Here is an 18,472-nt window from a genome sequence, read left to right as displayed (position 1 = left end):
GGCTTGCGTTCTTTGCATGCTTCAGGTTAATCGAGATTTCCGTGGCGCTTGCCGTGGTCAGCGGCCGGCTGCGAGCCTTGCGCCCATCTGGGACAGCCGCCTTGGCAGATGACGCGCGTCGTCGGCAATGCCGTAGTTGCGCCCGCCAAAGATATGGTGCACATAGCCGTCTGCCTGGCTGTCCACGGCCAGGCAACTGATGCGTATGCCTGCGGCGCGGGCCTGCTGTACGGCGTGGCGCGCGTCTTCGATCAGGTAGCGATCGTCATGCACGTCGATGTCGGCGGGTGCGCCGTCGGTGATCACCAGCAGATGGCGCTGGCCAGCAGGCTCGGCCGCCAGCAGGCTGCTGGCGTGGCGCAGGGCGGCGCCCAGGCGGGTGGAATGGCGACCCTGCAGTGCCTGCAACCGGGTGGCCGCTGCTGCGGCAAAGGGTTGGCCGAAGTCCAGCAGGCGCAGGTAGCGGACTTCGGCGCGCGTGTTGGACGAGAAGGCGTGGATGGCCAGGCGGTCCACGCCGGTCCTGTGGCCTGCGCGCGATTCGGCCAGCATGAGGGCCGCCTGTTTCTCCAGCTCCAGCAGGCTGGCGCCGTGGGGGCCGGGCGTGTTGACCGATTCGGAAGCGTCCATCAGCACCAGCAGGCTGATGGGGCGCGGGCCTTTGCCGGCACGGATGAAAAGGCGGGGCTCAGGGCGCAGGTTCAGGCGGCGGTCCACCTGGACCTCGATGGCGGCATTGAAGTCCAGGTCATCGCCTTCCCACTGGCGGCGCAGGCGCTGGCGCCGGTCCAGTTGGCGTGCGGGCGACAGCGGCAGGGGCGGCAGTGTCTGTCTGCCGGCCTGGGAGCCTTTCCCGGCCAAAGCCTCGGCCTGCCATGCGGGCAGGGTGTCGATGACGGTGCACCAGTCCGTCTTCAGGCGCTCCGACCTGCGGTCCCATTCGGGATAGCTGTGGCGCGACAGTTCCAGGCCTGGGTCCAGGTCCAGCGACGGGCCTTCCTGTGCATCGGACGGCTGTCCTGCGCCGGCCGATGGAGGCGGAGCCGCGCGCGCAGCGGACTGCTGCAGCGCGAGTGTGTCTTCCTCTCCCTGGGGCGACTCCGGATGCTGCCAGAGATAGCTGTTGTCATCACGGTAGGTGCTGGGCACGGCATGGTGCTGCGGGTCCATGCGCACGCGCATCTGTCCCAGGTCGTTGGCCAGGATGGAGGCAATGGCCCGGAATGCGGCGTAGTCCTCCAGGCCATGGCGCGTGGCGGTGTCCTCGAACAGGTCGCGGGCCTTGTGGATCCAGTGGTTGCCGTCCATGCGCTCCGGCCACAGCAGCATGCGGTCCAGCCGGGCCATGAAGGCGGCAAAGCCCAGGTCCGATGGGTCGGGCTCGGGCGCGATGCAGGCCTCGAACCAGCGGCGCACGCCAGGGTGCTGCAGGCACAGCAGCCGCTCCACGCGCGCATCTTCCAGTGCGCCCACCACGGCCTGGCCCATGGGCTTGAGGGCACGGCTGTCCTGGCGGGCGGGCGAAAAGCGCAGATGGGCTGCGGCATGGGCCATTGTTGCTGCGTGCAGGTTTGCCTCAATGGGCAAGTTGGCGGGAACCAGCAGCCGGGCAGGCTGGCTGATCAGCACGGCGCGCGGCGGCAGGGCGTGGGCCTGGCCTGGCGCCGGGGCACTGGTCGGCATCCTGGCCAGCGCCTGCACGGCGACAGGCTGGCGTGCCAGGCCGCTGGCCAGCAGGCCCAGCGTGTGCAGCAGACGGGACTCTTCGGGCACGGCAACGGAGACGATGGCCATGGCGCGCGGCCCTCAGGCGCCGAACTCTGCTTCGACCAGCTGGCGCAGCGCGGCGGCGGTGTCGGGGTCGTCGGTCAGGGCGCTGGTGATGGTCATGTCGCAGCTGTCATGCACCGGCATGCCGTCGCGCATCAGCAGGCCCGCGTAGATCAGCATGCGGGTGGAGGCGCCTTCGTCCAGGCCCCGGTGGCGCAGTTCGCGCGTGCTGCGCGCCAGGCTGACCAGGCTGCGAGCGGTGGCCGGGGCAATGCCGGTCTCGTGGGCCACGATGTCCGCCTCGATCTCGGGCGCCGGGTAGTCGAAGTCCAGCGCCGCGAAGCGTTGGCGCGTCGATGGCTTCATGTCCTTGGCGCTGCTCTGGTAGCCGGGGTTGTAGGAGACCACCAGTTGGAAGTCAGGGTGCGCGTGGACCACCTCGCCCTTCTTGTCCAGCGGCAGGGTGCGGCGCGCGTCGGTCAGCGGGTGGATGACGACGGTGGTGTCCTGGCGGGCCTCCACCACTTCGTCCAGATAGCAGATGCCGCCGTGGCGCACGGCCAGGGTCAGCGGGCCGTCGTGCCAGGCCGTGCCGTCGGCATCCAGCAGGTAGCGGCCCACCAGGTCGGAAGCCGTCATGTCCTCGTTGCAGGCCAGCGTGACCAGGGGGCGCTTGAGCGCCCACGCCATGTACTCCACAAAGCGCGTCTTGCCGCAGCCCGTGGGGCCCTTGAGGATGAGCGGCATGCGGTGCTGGTAGGCCTGGCGGTAGAGCTGCACTTCGCGGCCCGAGGGTCGGTAGAAGGGCTCTTCCTCGATGCGGTAGGCCGCCAGCGGGTCGGCGGCCTGGTTGGCAGGAGGGTGCAGCGGGCCTGTGGTTGTTGTCGTGCTCATCTTCACTCTTCACCTTTCCGTATTCATGGGCGGGCCTGCCCCCAGGCCTGCAGGCTCGGAGGCAGGACGCTGTCAGCGGTGCTTGGGCGTCTCGTGCGGAATGCCTTCGATGGGGCATTCGGGCGTGCCTACGGTGGTGCGTGTGAAGGACTCCACCATCTCGCGCGTGCCCTCGGGATCGTTGACCCACTGGCTGTAGAAGTTGTAGGGGCAGGCGGCCACGCCCTTGTCCCCGTCGCCGGAGTTGATGGTGCCGGTGTAGCCCCGGTGCACCAGCTTGAACAGATGGTTCTGAGACTGGCCGTTCTTGCGCGCATCGCGGATCAGGTGCTTGGACAGTTCGGCGTACTGGATGCCCATTTCCTCCTCGCCGGTCTCGCCCAGGGTGCGGCCGTCGAAGCCGATGATGGCCGAGTGCCCGAAGTACGAGTACACGCCGTCGAAGCCCGCCGCATTGGCCACGGCCACGTAGCAGTTGTTCATGAAGGCCATGGCCTTGGAGACCATGATCTGCTGCTCCTTGGCCGGGTACATGTAGCCCTGGCAGCGCACGACGAGCTCGGCGCCGCGCATGGCGCAGTCGCGCCAGATCTCGGGGTAGTTGCCGTCGTCGCAGATGATGAGGCTGATCTTCAGGCCCTTGGGGCCTTCGCTCACATAGGTGCAGTCGCCCGGGTACCAGCCCTCGATGGGCACCCAGGGCATGATCTTGCGGTACTTCTGCACGATCTCGCCCTGGTTGTTCATGAGGATCAGGGTGTTGTACGGCGCCTTGTTGGGATGCTCCTCATGGCGCTCGCCCGTCAGCGAGAACACGCCCCAGACGTTGGCCCTGCGGCAGGCGTCGGCGAAGATTTCTGTCTCTTCGCCCGGGATGGCGCTGGCCGTGTCGTACATCTCCTTGGCGTCGTACATGATGCCGTGCGTGGAGTACTCGGGGAAGATCACCAGGTCCATGCCCGGCAGGCCGCGCTTCATGCCCACCAGCATGTCCGCGATCTTGCGGCAGTTGTCCAGCACCTCGGCCTTGGTGTGCAGGCGTGGCATCTTGTAGTTGACCACCGCCACGCCGACGCAATCGTTGCTGCTGGAAATATCTCCGTGTCTCATGCTGCTGCTCCTGAAGGGGTTGAGGGGGCGGCGTGCGGCATCGCCCCCTCGATTCCCAGTCAACAAAAAAGGCCCGAACCGCTCCGGGTCAGGGAGCGGTTCGGGCCTTGTTGCCCGACATCGGCGCTGGCAGCTTTGGCAGCGGATGTCGTCTTGTCGGTGATGCGGGAACGATCAGGGCGATGCCTTATCGCCGTGCATGCATTGTTGCCTTGCACCCGCCCCGCGCATATACGTCATATGCCGGTTGTGGCGGGCGCGAGGCCGTGGTATTTCCCGCGCGCGCTCTGCGCCCTGGTCCCTCAGAAGGACCCGAACATGGTGCCGAGCGTGATCACCAGCACCAGGGCCAGCAGTGGCGCGCCAATGGTCATGATGGCGATGTTGCCGTATGACTGGCGGCCACGCGGTGCAGCAGCTCGGGGCTGATGCCCAGTTGGGCGGCCATGGCCAGGTAGTCCTTGCCCAGCGTGGACAGGGCAATCGACAGGCCGCCCGACGACGACCCCGTGATGCCCGCCAGCACGTTCATGGCCACGGCCTCGGAGATCAGCGGGTTGTGTGGCGCCACGTTGAGCACGGCCTCGCGGATGATGGCAAAGCCCGCCAGCCCCGCGATGACCGCGCCGTAGCCCACTTCCGAGGCCGTGTTGAAGATGGGCAGCATGGAGCCCAGCACGCCCTTGTTCACCGACTCCTTGAGATTGCGCCAGCGGCCCAGGCCCAGCAGCACCAGTGCGGCGCAGGCCACGGCCAGGGCCATGATCAGCGCCCACAGGCCCGTCTGCTTGGCCGGGTCCACGGCAGGAAAGCGCTCCTTCAGAAAGCCGAAATCCATCTGCGGGAACACGCCGTAGGTCAGCAGCGCGTTGACCGCGATCACCAGCACCAGCGGCAGCAGGGCCAGCAGCAGCGGCAGGTCCCGGCGGCTGTGCAGGGCGGGATCGCTTTCTTCATGCAGGCCCTGCTCGACGGCATCGTCATGGTCGCCGTAGCCTTCGCCGGCCACGCGCGCCTTGGCCGCGCGCGACTGCAGCCACCACAGGCCCAGGGCCAGCATGGTCATGCCGCCGATGATGCCCAGGCCCGGCGCCGCGAACACATTGGTGCCGTAGTACGGAATGGGAATGGCGTTCTGGATGGACGGCGTGCCCGGCAGCGCCGTCATGGTGAAGGTGAACGAGCCCAGCGCGATGGTGGGCGGTATCAGACGCTTGGGCACATGGGCCGCGCGGAACAGCGACTTGGCAATCGGATAGATGGCAAAGGCCACCACGAACAGCGACACGCCGCCATAGGTGAGCACGGCGCAGGCCAGAACCACCGTGAGGATGGCGTGCTTCTCGCCCAGCACGCGCATGATCCAGTGCGATATCGCGGTGGCTGCGCCCGAGTCCGCCATCAACTGGCCGAACAGCGCGCCCAGCAGGAACACGGGGAAGAACTGCAGCATGTAGTTGCCCAGGGCGCCCATGAAGGTGCTGGTGTACAGCGGCAGCATGTGGCCCAGGTCGCCGGACAGCAGCACGGCCACGGCGGCCATCAGGGGGGCCAGCAGCAGCACGGAGATGCCTCGGTAGGCCAGGAACATCAGTCCCGCCAGTGAAATCACGATTGCCAGGGTACTCAAATCGTCTCCAGTCCAGTAGTTCTAGTCAAAAAGACAGAATAAATGCGGATGGGTGACAATTTGGCGTAATTGGCGTGCTTTGTAGATGATTTGGCGCAATATATCGCCACGTTTACCCGGTCTGTGCGCCTCTGCGCGATTGCAGCCGCAGTCTCAAGGGCGTGGATGGCCGCAGCGTGACCTGCAGCACGGGGCGGGGCGCGCTGGCACCTTCGGGCACGCTCAGCCGAAGGCGCTGCAGCACCATGGCTGCCACCACCGTCATCTCCGTGCTGGCCAGGTGCTGGCCCAGGCATACGCGCGGGCCGGTGCCAAAGGGCATCCAGCTGCCGCGCGGCGCGGCAGGGGCTCTGTCCTTGTCGGCATCGGCGAAACGCTGCGGCTGAAAGACATCGGGTTGCGGGAACCAGCGCGCATCGCGTTGCATGAGGCCGGGCGCAATCATGAACAGGGTTCGCGCGGGCAGGCGCCACGGGCCCAGCTGCACAGGCCGCGTGCAACGCCGGCTGATGAGCACCGGCGCGGCCGGGTACAGGCGCATGGCTTCCTGGAGGCTCCAGCCCAACTGGCGCAGCGCGGGCAGGTCCTGCGCCGTGGGCGTGCGGCCCTGCAGCTGTTCCTGGATCTCGTCGGCCACCTGCTGCTGCGCCTCGGGATGGGTGGCCATGCACCAGGACCACCAGGTCAAACTGCTGGCCACGGTTTCGTGACCTGCCAGAAAGGCCGTCATGCACTCATCGCGCACGGCCTGCAGTGTCCAGGCCTGGGCGTCGCCCCGGTGCAGGCGCAGCAGGCGGCTGAGCAGATCCTCGGGCCAGTGTGCATCGGCCTGCGCCAGCCGGAGCCGGACCTGCCGGTCGATGAAGCTGCGCAGCCAGGCCAGCGCCCGGCGCTTGCGGCGCTTCCATGGCATGGCATCGGGCCAGCGCAGGGGCCAGTAGAACTCGCTGTGGGCGGCATGGCTGACTTCGCGGATGGCCTGCTCCGCGGAGCGCGCATCCTCGCCGATGGCGCCGGAGAACATCAGCCGCATGATCACATCCATGGCCAGGGCGGTCAGCGCCTGTTCCATGGGAAAGTCCTCGGACTGCTGTGGCCAGGCCTGGAGCGCGGCCTGGGCGGCTGCGGCCAGGGCCGGTATCTGGGCCTGCACGGCCTTGGGGGAGAAGGCCGGCAACAGCGCCTGCCGCTTGCTGCGCCAGGGCTGGCCTTCGCTGACCAGCACGCTGTGGCCGTGCAGCTGGGCAAAGACCGAGATGCCGTGCTCCCAGCGCACTAGCGCATCGTGCTGGCCCACCAGCAGCTCGCGCACCAGTTCGGGATCCGTGACGACGACCTGGTGCTCTGGCCAGATGCGCAGATGGATGGCATCGCCGTGCTCGCCGCGCCATTGCGCCAGCGTACCCAGCAGGTCGCGCGACATGCGGCGCAGCAGGCCCCAGCCCATGAGCCCCGGTGCCGGGCCGGGTGGCCAGGCCGTGGAGGCCGTCTGCTCGGATTGCTCGGGTTGCGGCGCTTGCGCGGGTTGCGGCGCTTGCGTGGCAAAGGGGCAGGAGGCCGCGTTCGACGGCGCCGGTGTGCAGGTATCTTGCGTGGAATTCGGGCGGTTCATGTTCCCATGCTCGCTGGTCACGCCGCCCGTGGTCTTGAACGAAAGCGTCACGGGATCGGCGGGCGGCAAGGCCTACACTGCGCCTCCATGGATGCCGTCGTCATGCCCGAAGCCGCGATCGAAGCCTGTACGCCCAGTGCCTTTGCTGCCTGTCCGCCCCTGCATGCCAGGGCCGCGCGCTGGGCAGGCCAGGGGCGGCAGCCGCACTCCATGCTGTATCCCGCGCCGGCAGGGCTGCATGGTGCGGTGGTGGCCGTCGTCTGCCGCGATACGCGGGGCGTGGTCCTGGACGATGCGCAGCGGCTGTCGCATTTTCCCGCCACCCCCATGGTCTGCCTGTCCTGGTACCAGGACATGGCCGCAGGCCTGGTGGGCGTGCAGGGCTGCGAGCCCTTTGAGGCATCCGTCATGCTCTCGGGCAGCCAGACAGCGCCGACGGCCAGCTGGGCTAGCGGGCCGGGCCGTGGCGGCATGGTCTGCCTGCACCTGGATGCCGCGCTGCAGCTGTTCGGCCCCGGCGTGCTGCAGGCGCAGGATGGCTTTGTCGCGGCATCCGGGGTGCTGGGGCCGTCCTGGTCCGCGCTGTGCCAGGCCCTGCTGCATGCGCAGGACGATGCCGGCACCCTGGACGCGTTGCAGCGCCACCTGGCGCCGCGCTGGCGCGAGGTCCGGGGGAGCGCCCTGCAGGTGCTGCCCTCATTGCGCGAGCATGGGCGCCACTGGGTGGCCTGGCTGGGGATGCAGGCGCTGCAATGGCAAAGAACGCTGGGCGCGCGCCAGGTGGAGCGGCGCATCAAGCAGTTCAGCGGCCGCTCCCTGCGGCAATGGCAGGGCATGGTGCGCACGGAAAGCCTGTTCCATGCGGCGCGGCGCCACCATGAACAGGGACAGGCGCTGGACTGGGCCGCGCTGGCGCTGGACGAGGGCTTCTCCGACCAGGCCCATATGTGCCGCGCCGTGCGCCAGATCACGGGGTTTTCGCCGGGGGAGTTTGCGCGGCGCTTCGAGCACGATGAATCGTTCTGGATGTATCGGCTCTGGGTTTGACCCGGGGGTCTGCTTCGCTTGCGTGTCCGTCACGCTACAGCATTTTTTGCATGGTAGAAAACTCGGGGGCTGCAAGCCGTTTCCCTGTGAAAACAGGTCCCGAATGCCGCTGTAAAACCCTAAGTCTTCTACAAGACTTAAAAAATATGGCGGGTTCCGCTTAGAATTTTGTATTGTGGGATCGCATTGCAGAAAACGCCGGGGCAGCATGCTGGCGCGACGGGGCATTGCGTGACGGTCCTACTGCCTCAGGCTGCACCGGCCCCGTTTCCCCTAGCGGATGCCCGGTTCGACGGCCTGCGGCGCGACCCCTACCTTTTCACTACCTGAGACAAGAGATGAGCACGCAGCAACCCACCATCATCTACACCCTGACCGATGAGGCTCCGCGCCTTGCCACCAGTGCCTTCCTGCCTGTGGTGCGCGCCTTTGCCGCACCCGTCGGCGTGAATGTCGAGACCGCCGACATCTCCGTGGCCCACCGCATCCTGGGTGAGTTCTCCGAATTCCTGGCCGAAGACCAGCGCGTGGCCCACACCTTGTCCGAGCTCGGCAAGAAGACGCTGGAGCCCGATGTCAACATCATCAAGCTGCCCAACATCAGCGCCTCGGTGGCCCAGCTGACGGCTGCCATCAAGGAGCTGCAGGGCAAGGGCTACGCACTGCCCGACTACCCCGAGAATCCGACCAACGACCAGGAAAAGGACATCAAGGCACGCTACGGCAAGTGCCTGGGCTCGGCCGTGAACCCCGTGCTGCGCGAGGGCAACTCCGACCGCCGCGCTCCTGCCGCCGTCAAGAACTACGCCAAGAAGCACCCCCACTCCATGGGCGAGTGGAAGCAGTGGTCGCAAACCCATGTCTCGCACATGGAGCACGGCGACTTCTACCACGGCGAAAAGTCGATCACGCTGGACGCCGCACGCGACGTCAAGATGGAGCTGACCACCAAGAGCGGCAAGACCGTGGTGCTCAAGTCCAAGGTGGCCCTGAAGGCCGGCGAGATCATCGACTCCATGTTCATGAGCAAGAAGGCGCTGTGCGACTTCTATGAAAAGGAACTGGACGACTGCCGCGACGCCGGCATCCTGTTCTCGCTGCACGTCAAGGCCACGATGATGAAGGTCTCGCACCCCATCGTGTTCGGCCACTGCGTGAGGATCTACTACAAGGAAGCCTTCGAGAAGCACGGCAAGCTGTTCGACGAGCTGGGCGTGAACGTCAACAACGGCATGTCCACGCTGTACGAGAAGATCGAGACGCTGCCCGCCTCGCTGCGCGAAGAGATCATCCGTGACCTGCACGCCTGCCAGGAACACCGTCCCGCGCTGGCCATGGTGGACTCTGCCAAGGGCATCACCAACTTCCACTCGCCCAACGACGTGATCGTTGACGCGTCCATGCCCGCCATGATCCGCCAGGGCGGCAAGATGTGGGGCGCCGACGGCAAGCCCTATGACTGCAAGGCCGTGATGCCTGAGTCCACCTTTGCCCGCATCTACCAGGAGATGATCAACTTCTGCAAGTGGCACGGCAACTTCGACCCCAAGACCATGGGCACCGTGCCCAACGTGGGCCTGATGGCGCAAAAGGCCGAAGAGTACGGCTCGCACGACAAGACCTTCGAGATCGAGGAAGACGGCGTTGCCAACATCGTCGATCTGGCCACCGGCGAAGTGCTGATGAGCCAGAACGTGGAGCAGGGCGACATCTGGCGCATGTGCCAGGTCAAGGACGCTCCCATCCGCGACTGGGTCAAGCTGGCCGTCACGCGTGCCCGCAACTCCGGCATGCCTGCCGTGTTCTGGCTGGACCCCTATCGTCCGCACGAGGCCGAGCTGATCAAGAAGGTCAACACCTACCTGAAGGACTACGACACCACGGGCTTGGAAATCCACATCCTGTCTCAGGTCCGCGCCATGCGCTACACGCTGGAGCGCGTGGCCCGCGGCCTGGACACCATCTCGGTGACCGGCAACATCCTGCGCGACTACCTGACCGACCTGTTCCCCATCATGGAACTGGGCACCTCGGCCAAGATGCTGTCCATCGTGCCCCTGATGGCCGGTGGCGGCATGTACGAAACGGGTGCTGGCGGCTCGGCTCCCAAGCACGTGCAGCAGCTGGTGGAAGAAAACCACCTGCGCTGGGATTCGCTGGGCGAGTTCCTGGCACTGGCCGTGTCGCTGGAAGACCTGGGCATCAAGAACGACAACGCCCGCGCCAAGCTGCTGGCCAAGACCCTGGATGAAGCCACGGGCAAGCTGCTGGACGAAGACAAGTCGCCTTCGCGCCGCACCGGCGAGCTGGACAACCGTGGCAGCCAGTTCTACATCGCCCTGTACTGGGCACAGGCCCTGGCGGCGCAGACGGAAGATGCCGAACTGGCCTCCAAGTTCGCTTCGCTGGCCAAGCAACTGGCCGACAACGAGTCCAAGATCATCGAAGAGCTGCGCGCCGTGCAGGGCAAGGCCGTGGACATCGGTGGCTACTACATGCCCGACGTGGCCAAGATGGATGCCGTGATGCGCCCCAGCGCCACGTTCAACGCAGCCATCGACGCGCTGCTGTAAGCCGCTGTGCCGGGGCCTGGCCCCGGCAGGCTTCAGCCATGACCGGCCGACCCGCAAGGGCGGCCGGTTTTTTCATGCCTGCGACGGCAGGAAAGAAAACTGCAGGCGAAAAAAAACCGGCCCAGAGAGCCGGTTTTTGGAAGCTGCGCCGTGATCAGTAGCGACCGCCGCCGTGGCCGCCATTGCCATAGCCGACGTCAGAACGCTTGCCTGCGTAACCCTGCGGGCTGTAGCCACCGGAGCTGCGGCCTTCTTCGCGAGGACGGGCCAGGTTCACGACGATCGAGCGTCCGTCCACGGACATGCCGTGCAGGCCGGTGATGGCGGCCTGGGCGACTTCGGCAGAAGCCATTTCCACAAAGCCGAAGCCCTTGGAGCGGCCGGTTTCGCGGTCCATCATGACCTTGGCGGAGGCCACGTTGCCGAACTCGGCAAAGTTGCTTTCCAGGCTGGAGTCGGTCACGGAGTAGGGCAGATTGCCCACGTAGATTTTGGTGGTCATAGGAAAACCTCTTCGATTGGATGTGCGCAAAAGGGCGCACCGTTGGCATGCATGCGGCGGACTGTGCATCCGCGGCGGTGAATGGGTGGGAAGGCGACAGGCAGCCGGGCCGTCAGCAGGCAGGCGGGTGCTGCATGCAGGTCTGGAGCCAGCCCTGGGTGACGGCAAACAGCCGTGCTGCTTCGCGGGAGGCGAACGCCTTGTCGAAACGAAATACGCGGCAGTAGCTGCCGTTGCCTTGGGAGCGATGGACCGCGAAGGAGGCGCGGAAGCGGCCGCAGTCGGTCGGGTGTGTCGAGGGCGAGACGACGTACTTGCCCATGGGAATGCCGGTGTTTGAAATGTGGTTCAGTCAGGTTCGCAGCCTTGAACAGGCCTGCGTGAGCATCTGGGAACTCGGTTGGCTGCAGCTCTACAGACCAACTGTGCGACAAAGGTCGCAAGAGACATCCTGCGGGGAGCGGCGGACAGCCGTTGTGCAGGGAAGGGAAGTGGGCAGCTTAAACGCTTGGCCTCAACAACGGAGCTGACTATATCCTGTTGTGTATTTAAGCGCAACTTAATATTCTTTTTAATTGTAAAACAGTGCGTGGCCGCCGATTTTGTTATGTTATAACATAACTGTTTTGATGCAGGGCAAGGTCGCTGCCCGCCCTTTTTGACCAGGAAACCACCATGTCCCACTCCCTGACCACCAAGCAACAACGCGTGCTCGACACGCTGCGCCAGGCCGGCGCGCCGCTGACGGCCTATGCGCTGCTCGACCAGTTGCGGGACCATGGTTTGACGGCCCCCACCCAGGTCTACCGCGCGCTGGACAAGCTGGCCGAGCAGGGCGTGGTCCATCGCCTGGAGTCGCTGAATGCCTATGTCTGCTGCTCGCATCCGGACGAGGGCAGCCATGATTTCTCGGCCTTTGCGATCTGCGACAGCTGCGGCCAGGTCGATGAGTTCGTGGACGACGCGCTCAACCGCTGCCTGGGCAGCTGGGCGCATGGCCATGCGTTTGCGCTCGCCCATTCGAACATCGAGCTGCATGGCAAGTGCTCCGCCTGCACCGCGCTCCCCGCCTGAGAACCCTTCCTGCGCATGCGGCTGCAGTGTCCGCCGCGCGCTCCCTGTCCCTGTTCGAGAGATTCCATGATGCATACCGTAGCGCCGGTTCAGCCGCCGCATGCCCGATTGCCTGTGACCGTGCTGTCGGGTTTTCTGGGCGCGGGCAAGACCACCTTGCTCAACCACATCCTGCACAACCGCGAAGGGCGGCGCGTGGCCGTCATCGTCAATGACATGTCCGAGGTCAACATCGACGCGGCCCTGGTGCGCGATGGCGGGGCCGACCTGTCGCGCACCGACGAAAAGCTGGTGGAGATGAGCAATGGCTGCATCTGCTGCACGCTGCGCGAGGACCTGCTGCTGGAGGTGGCGCGGCTGGCGGGCGAGGGCCGCTTCGACCAGCTGGTCATCGAGTCCACGGGCATCTCCGAGCCGCTGCCGGTGGCCGAGACCTTCACCTTCGCGGGCGAGGACGGGCGCAGCCTGGGCGATGTGGCGCGGCTGGACACCATGGTGACCGTGGTCGATGCCTTCAACTTCCTGCACGACTATGGCTCGCGCGACAGCCTGCGCTCGCGCGGTGAATCGCTGGGCGAGGAGGACCGCCGCACCGTGGTCGATCTGCTGATCGAGCAGGTGGAGTTCTGCGATGTGATCGTGCTCAACAAGATCGACCTGGTCACCGAGGAGGACTGCACGCGGCTGATGGCCATTCTGCGCGGGCTCAACCCGCGTGCCAGGCTGGAGATCGCCTCCTTCGGCCAGTTGCCGCTGGATCGCGTGCTCGATACCGGGCTGTTCGATTTCGAGGAGGCCTCCAGGGCGCCTGGCTGGCTGCAGCAATTGCGTGGCACGCACCAGCCCGAGACGGAGGCCTATGGCGTTGCCAGCTTTGTCTACCGCGCCCGTCGCCCCTTTCATCCCCGGCGCTTCTTCGGCCTGGTGCAAAGCGAATGGCCGGGAGTAGTGCGCTCCAAGGGATTTTTCTGGCTGGCCAGCCATCCGGCGCTGGCCGGCTCCTGGTCGCAGGCCGGCGCCGTGGCGCGCCATGGGCCGGCCGGCCACTGGTGGGCCGCCGTGGAGGCCGAGCGCTGGCCGCGCGACCCCGAAAGCGTGGAGCGCATCCTGGACAAATGGGTCGATGGCGTGGGCGACGCGCGCCAGGAACTGGTGCTGATCGGCATGGGCATGGACGAGGACGCGCTGCGCGCCCGCCTGGACGAGTGCCTGCTGACCGATGCAGAAATGGCCGGAGGCCCGCAGGCCTGGGCGCAATGGGACAACCCGTTTCCCGACTGGAATTGAACGAATACCGCGCCGGCCTGGGTCGGCGTGGCCACTGGAGCCCTGAATGCCTGCACCTCTTCCCGATGTTTCCCTGACCGATCCCGCGCCCAGCCTCAGCCCGCTGCAATGGGTGGGCATGCAGGGCATAGACCTGCCCGTGACCGTGGCCGAGCCCGGCTACTGGCGCGAGCTGCATGCGCGTGCCGATGTGCAGGTCGATCTTCCTGCGGTCCATGTCAAGGGCATACACATGTCCCGGCTGTACCGGCAACTGGACAGCCTGGCCGAGGAATCCGCGCTGTCTGCCCTGGCGCTGCGCCATGCGCTGCAGGCCATGATCGACAGCCACCTCGACTGCCAAAGCCGCAGCGCCCGAATGCGCCTGTCGCTGGACCTGCTGGCCCAGCGGCCCGCCCTGGTCACCCACGATCTGTCGGGCTGGAAGTCCTATCCCGTGCGCCTGGACGCCACGCTGGCGCAAGGCGTGTTCCAGCTGCGGCTGCAGGTGGGCGTGGGCTATTCCTCGACCTGCCCCTGCTCGGCGGCACTGTCGCGCCAGTTGCTGGAGCATGGCTTTTTGCAGGCCTTTGCGGGCGAGCCACTGGTGGAGCCGGACCAGGTGGCCTCCTGGCTGCGCCGGCATGGCACTCTGGCCACGGCACACAGCCAGCGCAGCGAGGCCCAGGTCAGCGTGGACCTGGCCTGTGATGCGCCCGACCTCGGCATCCTGCCCCTGATCGCCCGGGTGGAGCAGGCGCTGGGCACGCCCGTGCAGACGGCCGTCAAGCGCGCCGACGAGCAGGCCTTTGCCGCGCTCAACGGCCGCAACCTGATGTTTGTCGAGGATGCGGCGCGCCGCATACAGGCCGCGCTGGAAGGCATCTACGCCCGGCCGCGCGTGCATGTGCGCCACATGGAGAGCCTGCATCCGCACGATGCCGTGGCCTGGGCATGACCGGCGAGCCGGCACCCGTTTCTCTACAACCCAAGGAGTTTTCCATGCAAGTTCTCTCGTCACTCAAGCAAGCCAAGCTGCGCCATCGAGACTGCCAGGTGGTGCGCCGGCGCGGCCGCATCTACGTCATCTGCAAGAGCAACCCGCGCTTCAAGGCCCGCCAGGGCGGCGCAAAGAACAGGCGCAAGGGATGATCCGCAAGAACCCGCGCGGCGACCTGCCGCGCATCCATGCCAGCGCCTTCGTGGACCCCACGGCCATCCTGTGCGGACTGGTGGTCGTGGAGGAGAACGTCTTCATCGGCCCCTATGCGGTGATCCGTGCCGACGAGATGGATGCGGACGGCCACATCGACCCCATCGTGATCGGTGCGCACTCCAACATCCAGGACGGGGTGGTGATCCACTCCAAGTCCGGCGCGCGCGTCAGCGTGGGGCAGCACACCTCGATCGCCCATCGCGCCATCGTCCACGGGCCCTGCACCGTGGGCAATGGCGTGTTCATCGGCTTCAACAGCGTGTTGTTCAACTGCGTGGTCGATGACGGCTGCGTGGTGCGCTACAACGCCGTGGTCGATGGATGCCACCTGCCGCCAGGCTTCTACGTGCCGTCCACTGCGCGCATAGGCCCGGAGACCGATCTGTCCACGCTGGCCCAGGTGCCCGCCGACGCCAGCGATTTCTCCGAGGACGTGGTCCGCACCAACAACGAATTGGTGCGCGGCTACAAGGCCATCCACAATGAGTTCTGACCGGCCGGGAGGGCTGCATGTCCGATTCCGCTGACCTCAAGAACCTGGGGCTGAAGGCCACGCTGGCGCGACTGTGGGTACTGGACATCTTTCGCCACGGGGACCAGCGGCATCTGGCGGCGGAGGAGGTCTACCGCCAGCTGCATGACCAGGGCCGGGGCACCAGCCTGGCCACGGTCTACCGCGTGCTGGCGCAGCTGGAGCAGGCCGGCATGCTGCGCCAGCAGCGCTTTGCGGCGGGCAAGGCGGTCTATGAACTCGACGACGGTGAGCACCATGACCACCTGATCTGCACGCGCTGCGGCCTGGTGCAGGAGTTCCACGATGCGGTGATCGAGCAGCGCCAGAAGCTGCTGGCGCGCTCGCATGGCTTTGCCATCGTGGAGCACTCCCACATCCTCTACGGGCGCTGCATCAAGCCCGACTGCGAGCGGCTGGCGGGCCGGCAGGAGGCTAGCTCTCCTTGAGGCTGCGCTGCGCACGCTCGCAGATGCGGCGCGTGGCGGGCACGGGCGATTCCTGGAGCCATTGCGCGCACAGTGCGCGCACCCAGTCGGGCCGGCTCTTGGCCGCGTCGTTGAGCCAGTTGGCCACCGAGTCCTGCACATAGGGCGAGGCATCGGCGCGCAGCCGCCGCAAAAGGGGCAGGGCGATCTCCGGCTGCTGCTTGAGCGCCGTGATATGGCTGCACCAGACGCCGCGCGGCCGCAAGGCCTCGCTGGCGAAACGGCGCAGGCGGTCGGAGGGCCGCCTTGTCCACCGGGACAACTCGGCCACGGCCTGCGGCAGGTCGCTGGCCAGATGCGGGCGCACGCCCATCCACGACCATTCGCGCACGCCGAAATGCGAGTCATCGGCCAGCGGCTGCAGCAGCTCCAGGCGCTGGCTCAGGGTCAGGCCCGGCTGCGAACCGGCCATGAAGCAGGCCCAGCCGCGCACCGTGTCAGAGCGGTGAGTGAGGCAGCGCTGCCAGCCGGCCTGGCCCAGCGCCTGCCACAGCAGGCCGCCAATGCACTCCATGCGCTTGAGAATGCCAAGCTGGCCCAGCGCCTGCGCCGTGTCCTCCAGTTGCGGCCACGCGTCGGGAAAGACGGCCTGCAGCAGCCGGGCCTGGTCCACGGCCAGGCTTTCGGTCAGCGTGGCGGTCTCGATCTCGCCCAGGGACAGGGCCTGCAGCAGTTCGGGAGTGATATCGGCCGTACGGTTGGCGCCCTTGCGCCGGGGGGCGGGCGCCGTCATGCGCTGGCCTCCACGCCTGCGGCGGCCTTGGCCAGCAGCTTTCCCAACTGGCCGCGTTCGGCGGGCGACAGGTTGGAAAACAGGCCGGCGATCCATTCGCTGTGCCGGGCAAACAGCTTGCGCGCCAGCTGGCGGCCCTTGGCGGTGAGCTGCACGCGCAGCGCGCGGCGGTCGGCCGGGTCGGGCAGGCGCTCGGCCAGGGCCTCGCGTTCCAGGCCGTCCAGCAGGCCCGTCACGGTGGCGCGGGTGATGCCGGCCTGCTCGGCCAGGTGGTTGGGCGCCAGCCCTTCGCTGGCGGATTCCAGCAGGAACAGCAGCACGAAGCGCCCTTCGGACAGGCCATGGGGCGCCAGCAGCGCGGCGCAGTCACGGTCGATGCGCGCAGCCAGGGACAGGGTCTGGAAGCACAGCCGCATGCTGTCCACGTCGTCCAGCTTGCGGCGCTCGGCCTCGGCCAGCAGGGCCTGGTATTTCTGTTCGAGTTGCATGCGGCAAGCATACAGTATGGCGGCTAACCATGTGGCTGTGCCTCCAGGCAAGCAGTGGCCTGTGCGCGATGGCTGCGCTTGCGGTGCAGCCTGCGCACGCCTATGAGCACGCCCGTGGCGCTCATCAGCAGGCCGCCCAGGCTGAAGGCCAGCAGCAGCCCATCCCACAGCGGCCGGCGCTGCAGCAGCGGCAGCCAGTCCCAGCTGTGCAGCATGGCGAACAGCCAGCGCTTGAGGCGCTGGGTGCCGTCCAGCCGGCCCAGCACCTGGCCCGTGTGCGGGTCGATGTGCACCCAGCTGGCCGCGGCATCGCCAAAGACCACGCGCAGCACGGGCAGGGGCTTGTCATGGCCGCCCATCATGGTGTGCTCGGCGCGCTCGTACCAGTACAGGTCGTGCGCGGTCAGCCATTCGCTGCGCAGCACGGGTGCGTCGATCAGCACGGCCGCCCGGTCCAGCAGGGCCTCGCGCGAATGGGCCACGGGCGCGGCGCTGGCGCTGTCCAGCACCAGGGGCGTGCCGGCTGCGGGCTGGGCCAGCACTTCGGTGCGGCCTGCGGTGCGCAGCCAGCGCAGTTCGCGCACGGGGCTGCCCGCTGCGGCAATCAGCGACTGCGGCGTGGCGTCTCCCCCTGTCAGGCGCAGAGGGCCCTGCTGCCACCGGGCCATGTGCAGTGGTTGCGTGCCCGTGTCGAACAGGCGCCAGGGGTTCATGGACATCAGGCCGCTGAAGATCCAGGCCAGCGTGGTCAGCGCAAACAGCAGGCCCGCCACATGGTGCCAGCGCATGGCGCGGCCCGGGTAGGGCGTGCGCCGGCCGCTGCGGTAGGGCTGCCTGAACCGCCAGCGCATCACCCCGACCACGGTGCCGGTGATGGCCACGGCAATGCCGACCAGCGACAACACGTTGACGATGTCGGCCCAGGCGCCGTCAAAGGCATTGCCCCGGAACATGTACAGCCAGTGCAGCCAGGCGCCCAGGTAGTTCCAGCCGCGCTCGGTGCGCGTGGCATCGCGCACCACCTCGGCCGTGCGGCCGGAGATGTAGAGCAGCGTGCCCTGGGCATCGTCCAGTTGCACGCGGTGCAGGGGGCGGTGGATGTCCAGCGCGCGCGAGTGGCTGAAGGCATCCTCATCCACCGTGCCCAGGTAGTGCAGGCCCGTGCCGTCCCCCGCGAAGGCGCGGGCGCTGGCCAGGGCCTGTGCCTCGCTGGTGGCGGGCAGCACTTGGCCGCTGGCCGCATCGATGGCCACGGGCTGGCGCCGCCCCTCGGGCGTGGCCAGGTAGCTGGCACGGCCGGCGCTGCCGGCATGCAGGCGCAGATCCTTGAGCGGGCCCTCGATGCCGGCCGCGCGCAGCGCCTCGGCGGGTGCGAGCAGGACGGCGTTGCCATCGAGCGGGGGCAGGTGGCGCAGCCGTTCGGCTTCGGTGAGCTTGGGGTAGCCCACGTACATCATCACCATGCCCGAGACAAACCACAGCGCAAAGAACAGGCACACGGCAATGCCCAGCCAACGGTGCAGCAGGAACAGCCAGCGTTTGAGGTGAAGGCGCATGG

The 18,472-nt window shown here is 67.1% G+C and carries 17 protein-coding genes and 1 pseudogene; 8 read left to right on the top strand and 10 right to left on the bottom strand.

The genetic code is table 11. The features are described from left to right. Window positions 1-57: 57 nt before the first annotated feature. The 5 genes and pseudogenes from IAE24_RS18745 to IAE24_RS18725 form a co-directional block, all read right to left on the bottom strand. The gene (locus IAE24_RS18745; protein WP_199961791.1) at window positions 58-1,794 is read right to left on the bottom strand and encodes a nitric oxide reductase activation protein NorD; all 1,737 of its coding nucleotides are present in this window, start codon (window positions 1,792-1,794) and stop codon (window positions 58-60) included. A gap of 12 nt (window positions 1,795-1,806) precedes the next feature. Beyond that, a complete protein-coding gene (locus IAE24_RS18740) occupies window positions 1,807-2,664 on the bottom strand; it encodes a CbbQ/NirQ/NorQ/GpvN family protein (RefSeq protein WP_199961792.1) in 858 nt (285 codons plus the stop codon). 72 nt (window positions 2,665-2,736) lie between these two features. Beyond that, window positions 2,737-3,774 (bottom strand): aliphatic amidase, encoded by a 1,038-nt coding sequence (locus tag IAE24_RS18735; protein WP_199961793.1) that lies wholly within the window; start codon window positions 3,772-3,774, stop codon window positions 2,737-2,739. Between the two features lie 302 nt (window positions 3,775-4,076). After that, a pseudogene (locus IAE24_RS18730) lies at window positions 4,077-5,404 on the bottom strand (GntP family permease). Between the two features lie 112 nt (window positions 5,405-5,516). After that, the gene (locus tag IAE24_RS18725; RefSeq protein ID WP_199961807.1) at window positions 5,517-7,016 is read right to left on the bottom strand and encodes a cytochrome P450; all 1,500 of its coding nucleotides are present in this window, start codon (window positions 7,014-7,016) and stop codon (window positions 5,517-5,519) included. Window positions 7,017-7,103: 87 nt separating this feature from the next. Here IAE24_RS18725 and IAE24_RS18720 point away from each other — a divergent pair, with 87 nt between their 5' ends. Both IAE24_RS18720 and IAE24_RS18715 read left to right on the top strand, forming a co-directional pair. After that, window positions 7,104-8,063: a helix-turn-helix domain-containing protein gene (locus IAE24_RS18720; RefSeq protein ID WP_233626333.1), complete on the top strand. Its 960-nt coding sequence runs from the start codon at window positions 7,104-7,106 to the stop codon at window positions 8,061-8,063. A 338-nt stretch (window positions 8,064-8,401) separates the two neighbouring features. Further along, complete coding sequence (locus IAE24_RS18715) at window positions 8,402-10,636, top strand: NADP-dependent isocitrate dehydrogenase (RefSeq protein WP_013802520.1); 2,235 nt, start codon at window positions 8,402-8,404, stop codon at window positions 10,634-10,636. 154 nt (window positions 10,637-10,790) lie between these two features. Here the strand turns inward: IAE24_RS18715 and IAE24_RS18710 are convergent, their stop codons facing one another. Then, window positions 10,791-11,138: an RNA recognition motif domain-containing protein gene (locus IAE24_RS18710; RefSeq protein ID WP_012205474.1), complete on the bottom strand. Its 348-nt coding sequence runs from the start codon at window positions 11,136-11,138 to the stop codon at window positions 10,791-10,793. Between the two features lie 112 nt (window positions 11,139-11,250). Further along, on the bottom strand, window positions 11,251-11,460 hold the full coding sequence (locus IAE24_RS18705) for a hypothetical protein (protein ID WP_012205475.1): 210 nt from the start codon (window positions 11,458-11,460) through the stop codon (window positions 11,251-11,253). Between the two features lie 353 nt (window positions 11,461-11,813). Here IAE24_RS18705 and IAE24_RS18700 point away from each other — a divergent pair, with 353 nt between their 5' ends. The 6 genes from IAE24_RS18700 to fur all read left to right on the top strand — a co-directional run bounded on the left by IAE24_RS18700 (window position 11,814) and on the right by fur (window position 15,654). Then, entirely contained in the window at window positions 11,814-12,212 is a 399-nt protein-coding gene (locus IAE24_RS18700) for a Fur family transcriptional regulator (protein ID WP_013802518.1), read from the top strand. A gap of 66 nt (window positions 12,213-12,278) precedes the next feature. After that, window positions 12,279-13,499: a zinc metallochaperone GTPase ZigA gene (gene zigA, locus IAE24_RS18695; RefSeq protein WP_199961794.1), complete on the top strand. Its 1,221-nt coding sequence runs from the start codon at window positions 12,279-12,281 to the stop codon at window positions 13,497-13,499. Window positions 13,500-13,545: 46 nt separating this feature from the next. Next, window positions 13,546-14,436, top strand: coding sequence for a GTP cyclohydrolase FolE2 (gene folE2 / locus IAE24_RS18690; protein ID WP_199961795.1), 891 nt, complete (start codon window positions 13,546-13,548; stop codon window positions 14,434-14,436). Between the two features lie 44 nt (window positions 14,437-14,480). Continuing rightward, a complete protein-coding gene (gene ykgO, locus IAE24_RS18685) occupies window positions 14,481-14,630 on the top strand; it encodes a type B 50S ribosomal protein L36 (protein ID WP_199961796.1) in 150 nt (49 codons plus the stop codon). Continuing rightward, window positions 14,627-15,187, top strand: a complete 561-nt coding sequence (locus tag IAE24_RS18680) for a gamma carbonic anhydrase family protein (RefSeq protein ID WP_013802514.1) — start codon at window positions 14,627-14,629, stop codon at window positions 15,185-15,187. Before ykgO ends, IAE24_RS18680 begins: the two co-directional genes overlap by 4 nt. Before the next feature lie 17 nt (window positions 15,188-15,204). Beyond that, complete coding sequence (gene fur / locus IAE24_RS18675) at window positions 15,205-15,654, top strand: ferric iron uptake transcriptional regulator (protein ID WP_013802513.1); 450 nt, start codon at window positions 15,205-15,207, stop codon at window positions 15,652-15,654. Here fur and IAE24_RS18670 read toward each other — a convergent pair. The 3 genes from IAE24_RS18670 to IAE24_RS18660 are packed head-to-tail and all read right to left on the bottom strand — an operon-like array spanning window position 15,641 to window position 18,470. Beyond that, on the bottom strand, window positions 15,641-16,426 hold the full coding sequence (locus IAE24_RS18670; RefSeq protein ID WP_199961797.1) for a DNA alkylation repair protein: 786 nt from the start codon (window positions 16,424-16,426) through the stop codon (window positions 15,641-15,643). The two genes, fur and IAE24_RS18670, sit on opposite strands and share 14 nt — an antisense overlap. After that, a complete protein-coding gene (locus IAE24_RS18665; RefSeq protein WP_199961798.1) occupies window positions 16,423-16,914 on the bottom strand; it encodes a MarR family winged helix-turn-helix transcriptional regulator in 492 nt (163 codons plus the stop codon). The genes IAE24_RS18670 and IAE24_RS18665 overlap by 4 nt, the downstream gene beginning before the upstream one ends. Window positions 16,915-16,937: 23 nt before the next feature. Next, a complete protein-coding gene (locus tag IAE24_RS18660; RefSeq protein ID WP_199961799.1) occupies window positions 16,938-18,470 on the bottom strand; it encodes a PepSY domain-containing protein in 1,533 nt (510 codons plus the stop codon). Between the last annotated feature and the right edge of the window lie 2 nt (window positions 18,471-18,472).

Source organism: Delftia sp. S65 (assembly GCF_016516495.1).
Taxonomy (GTDB): Bacteria; Pseudomonadota; Gammaproteobacteria; order Burkholderiales; family Burkholderiaceae_C; genus Comamonas; species Comamonas acidovorans.
Note: the sequence above shows the minus strand (reverse complement) of the source record. Positions and strands in the feature narration are given on the sequence as shown.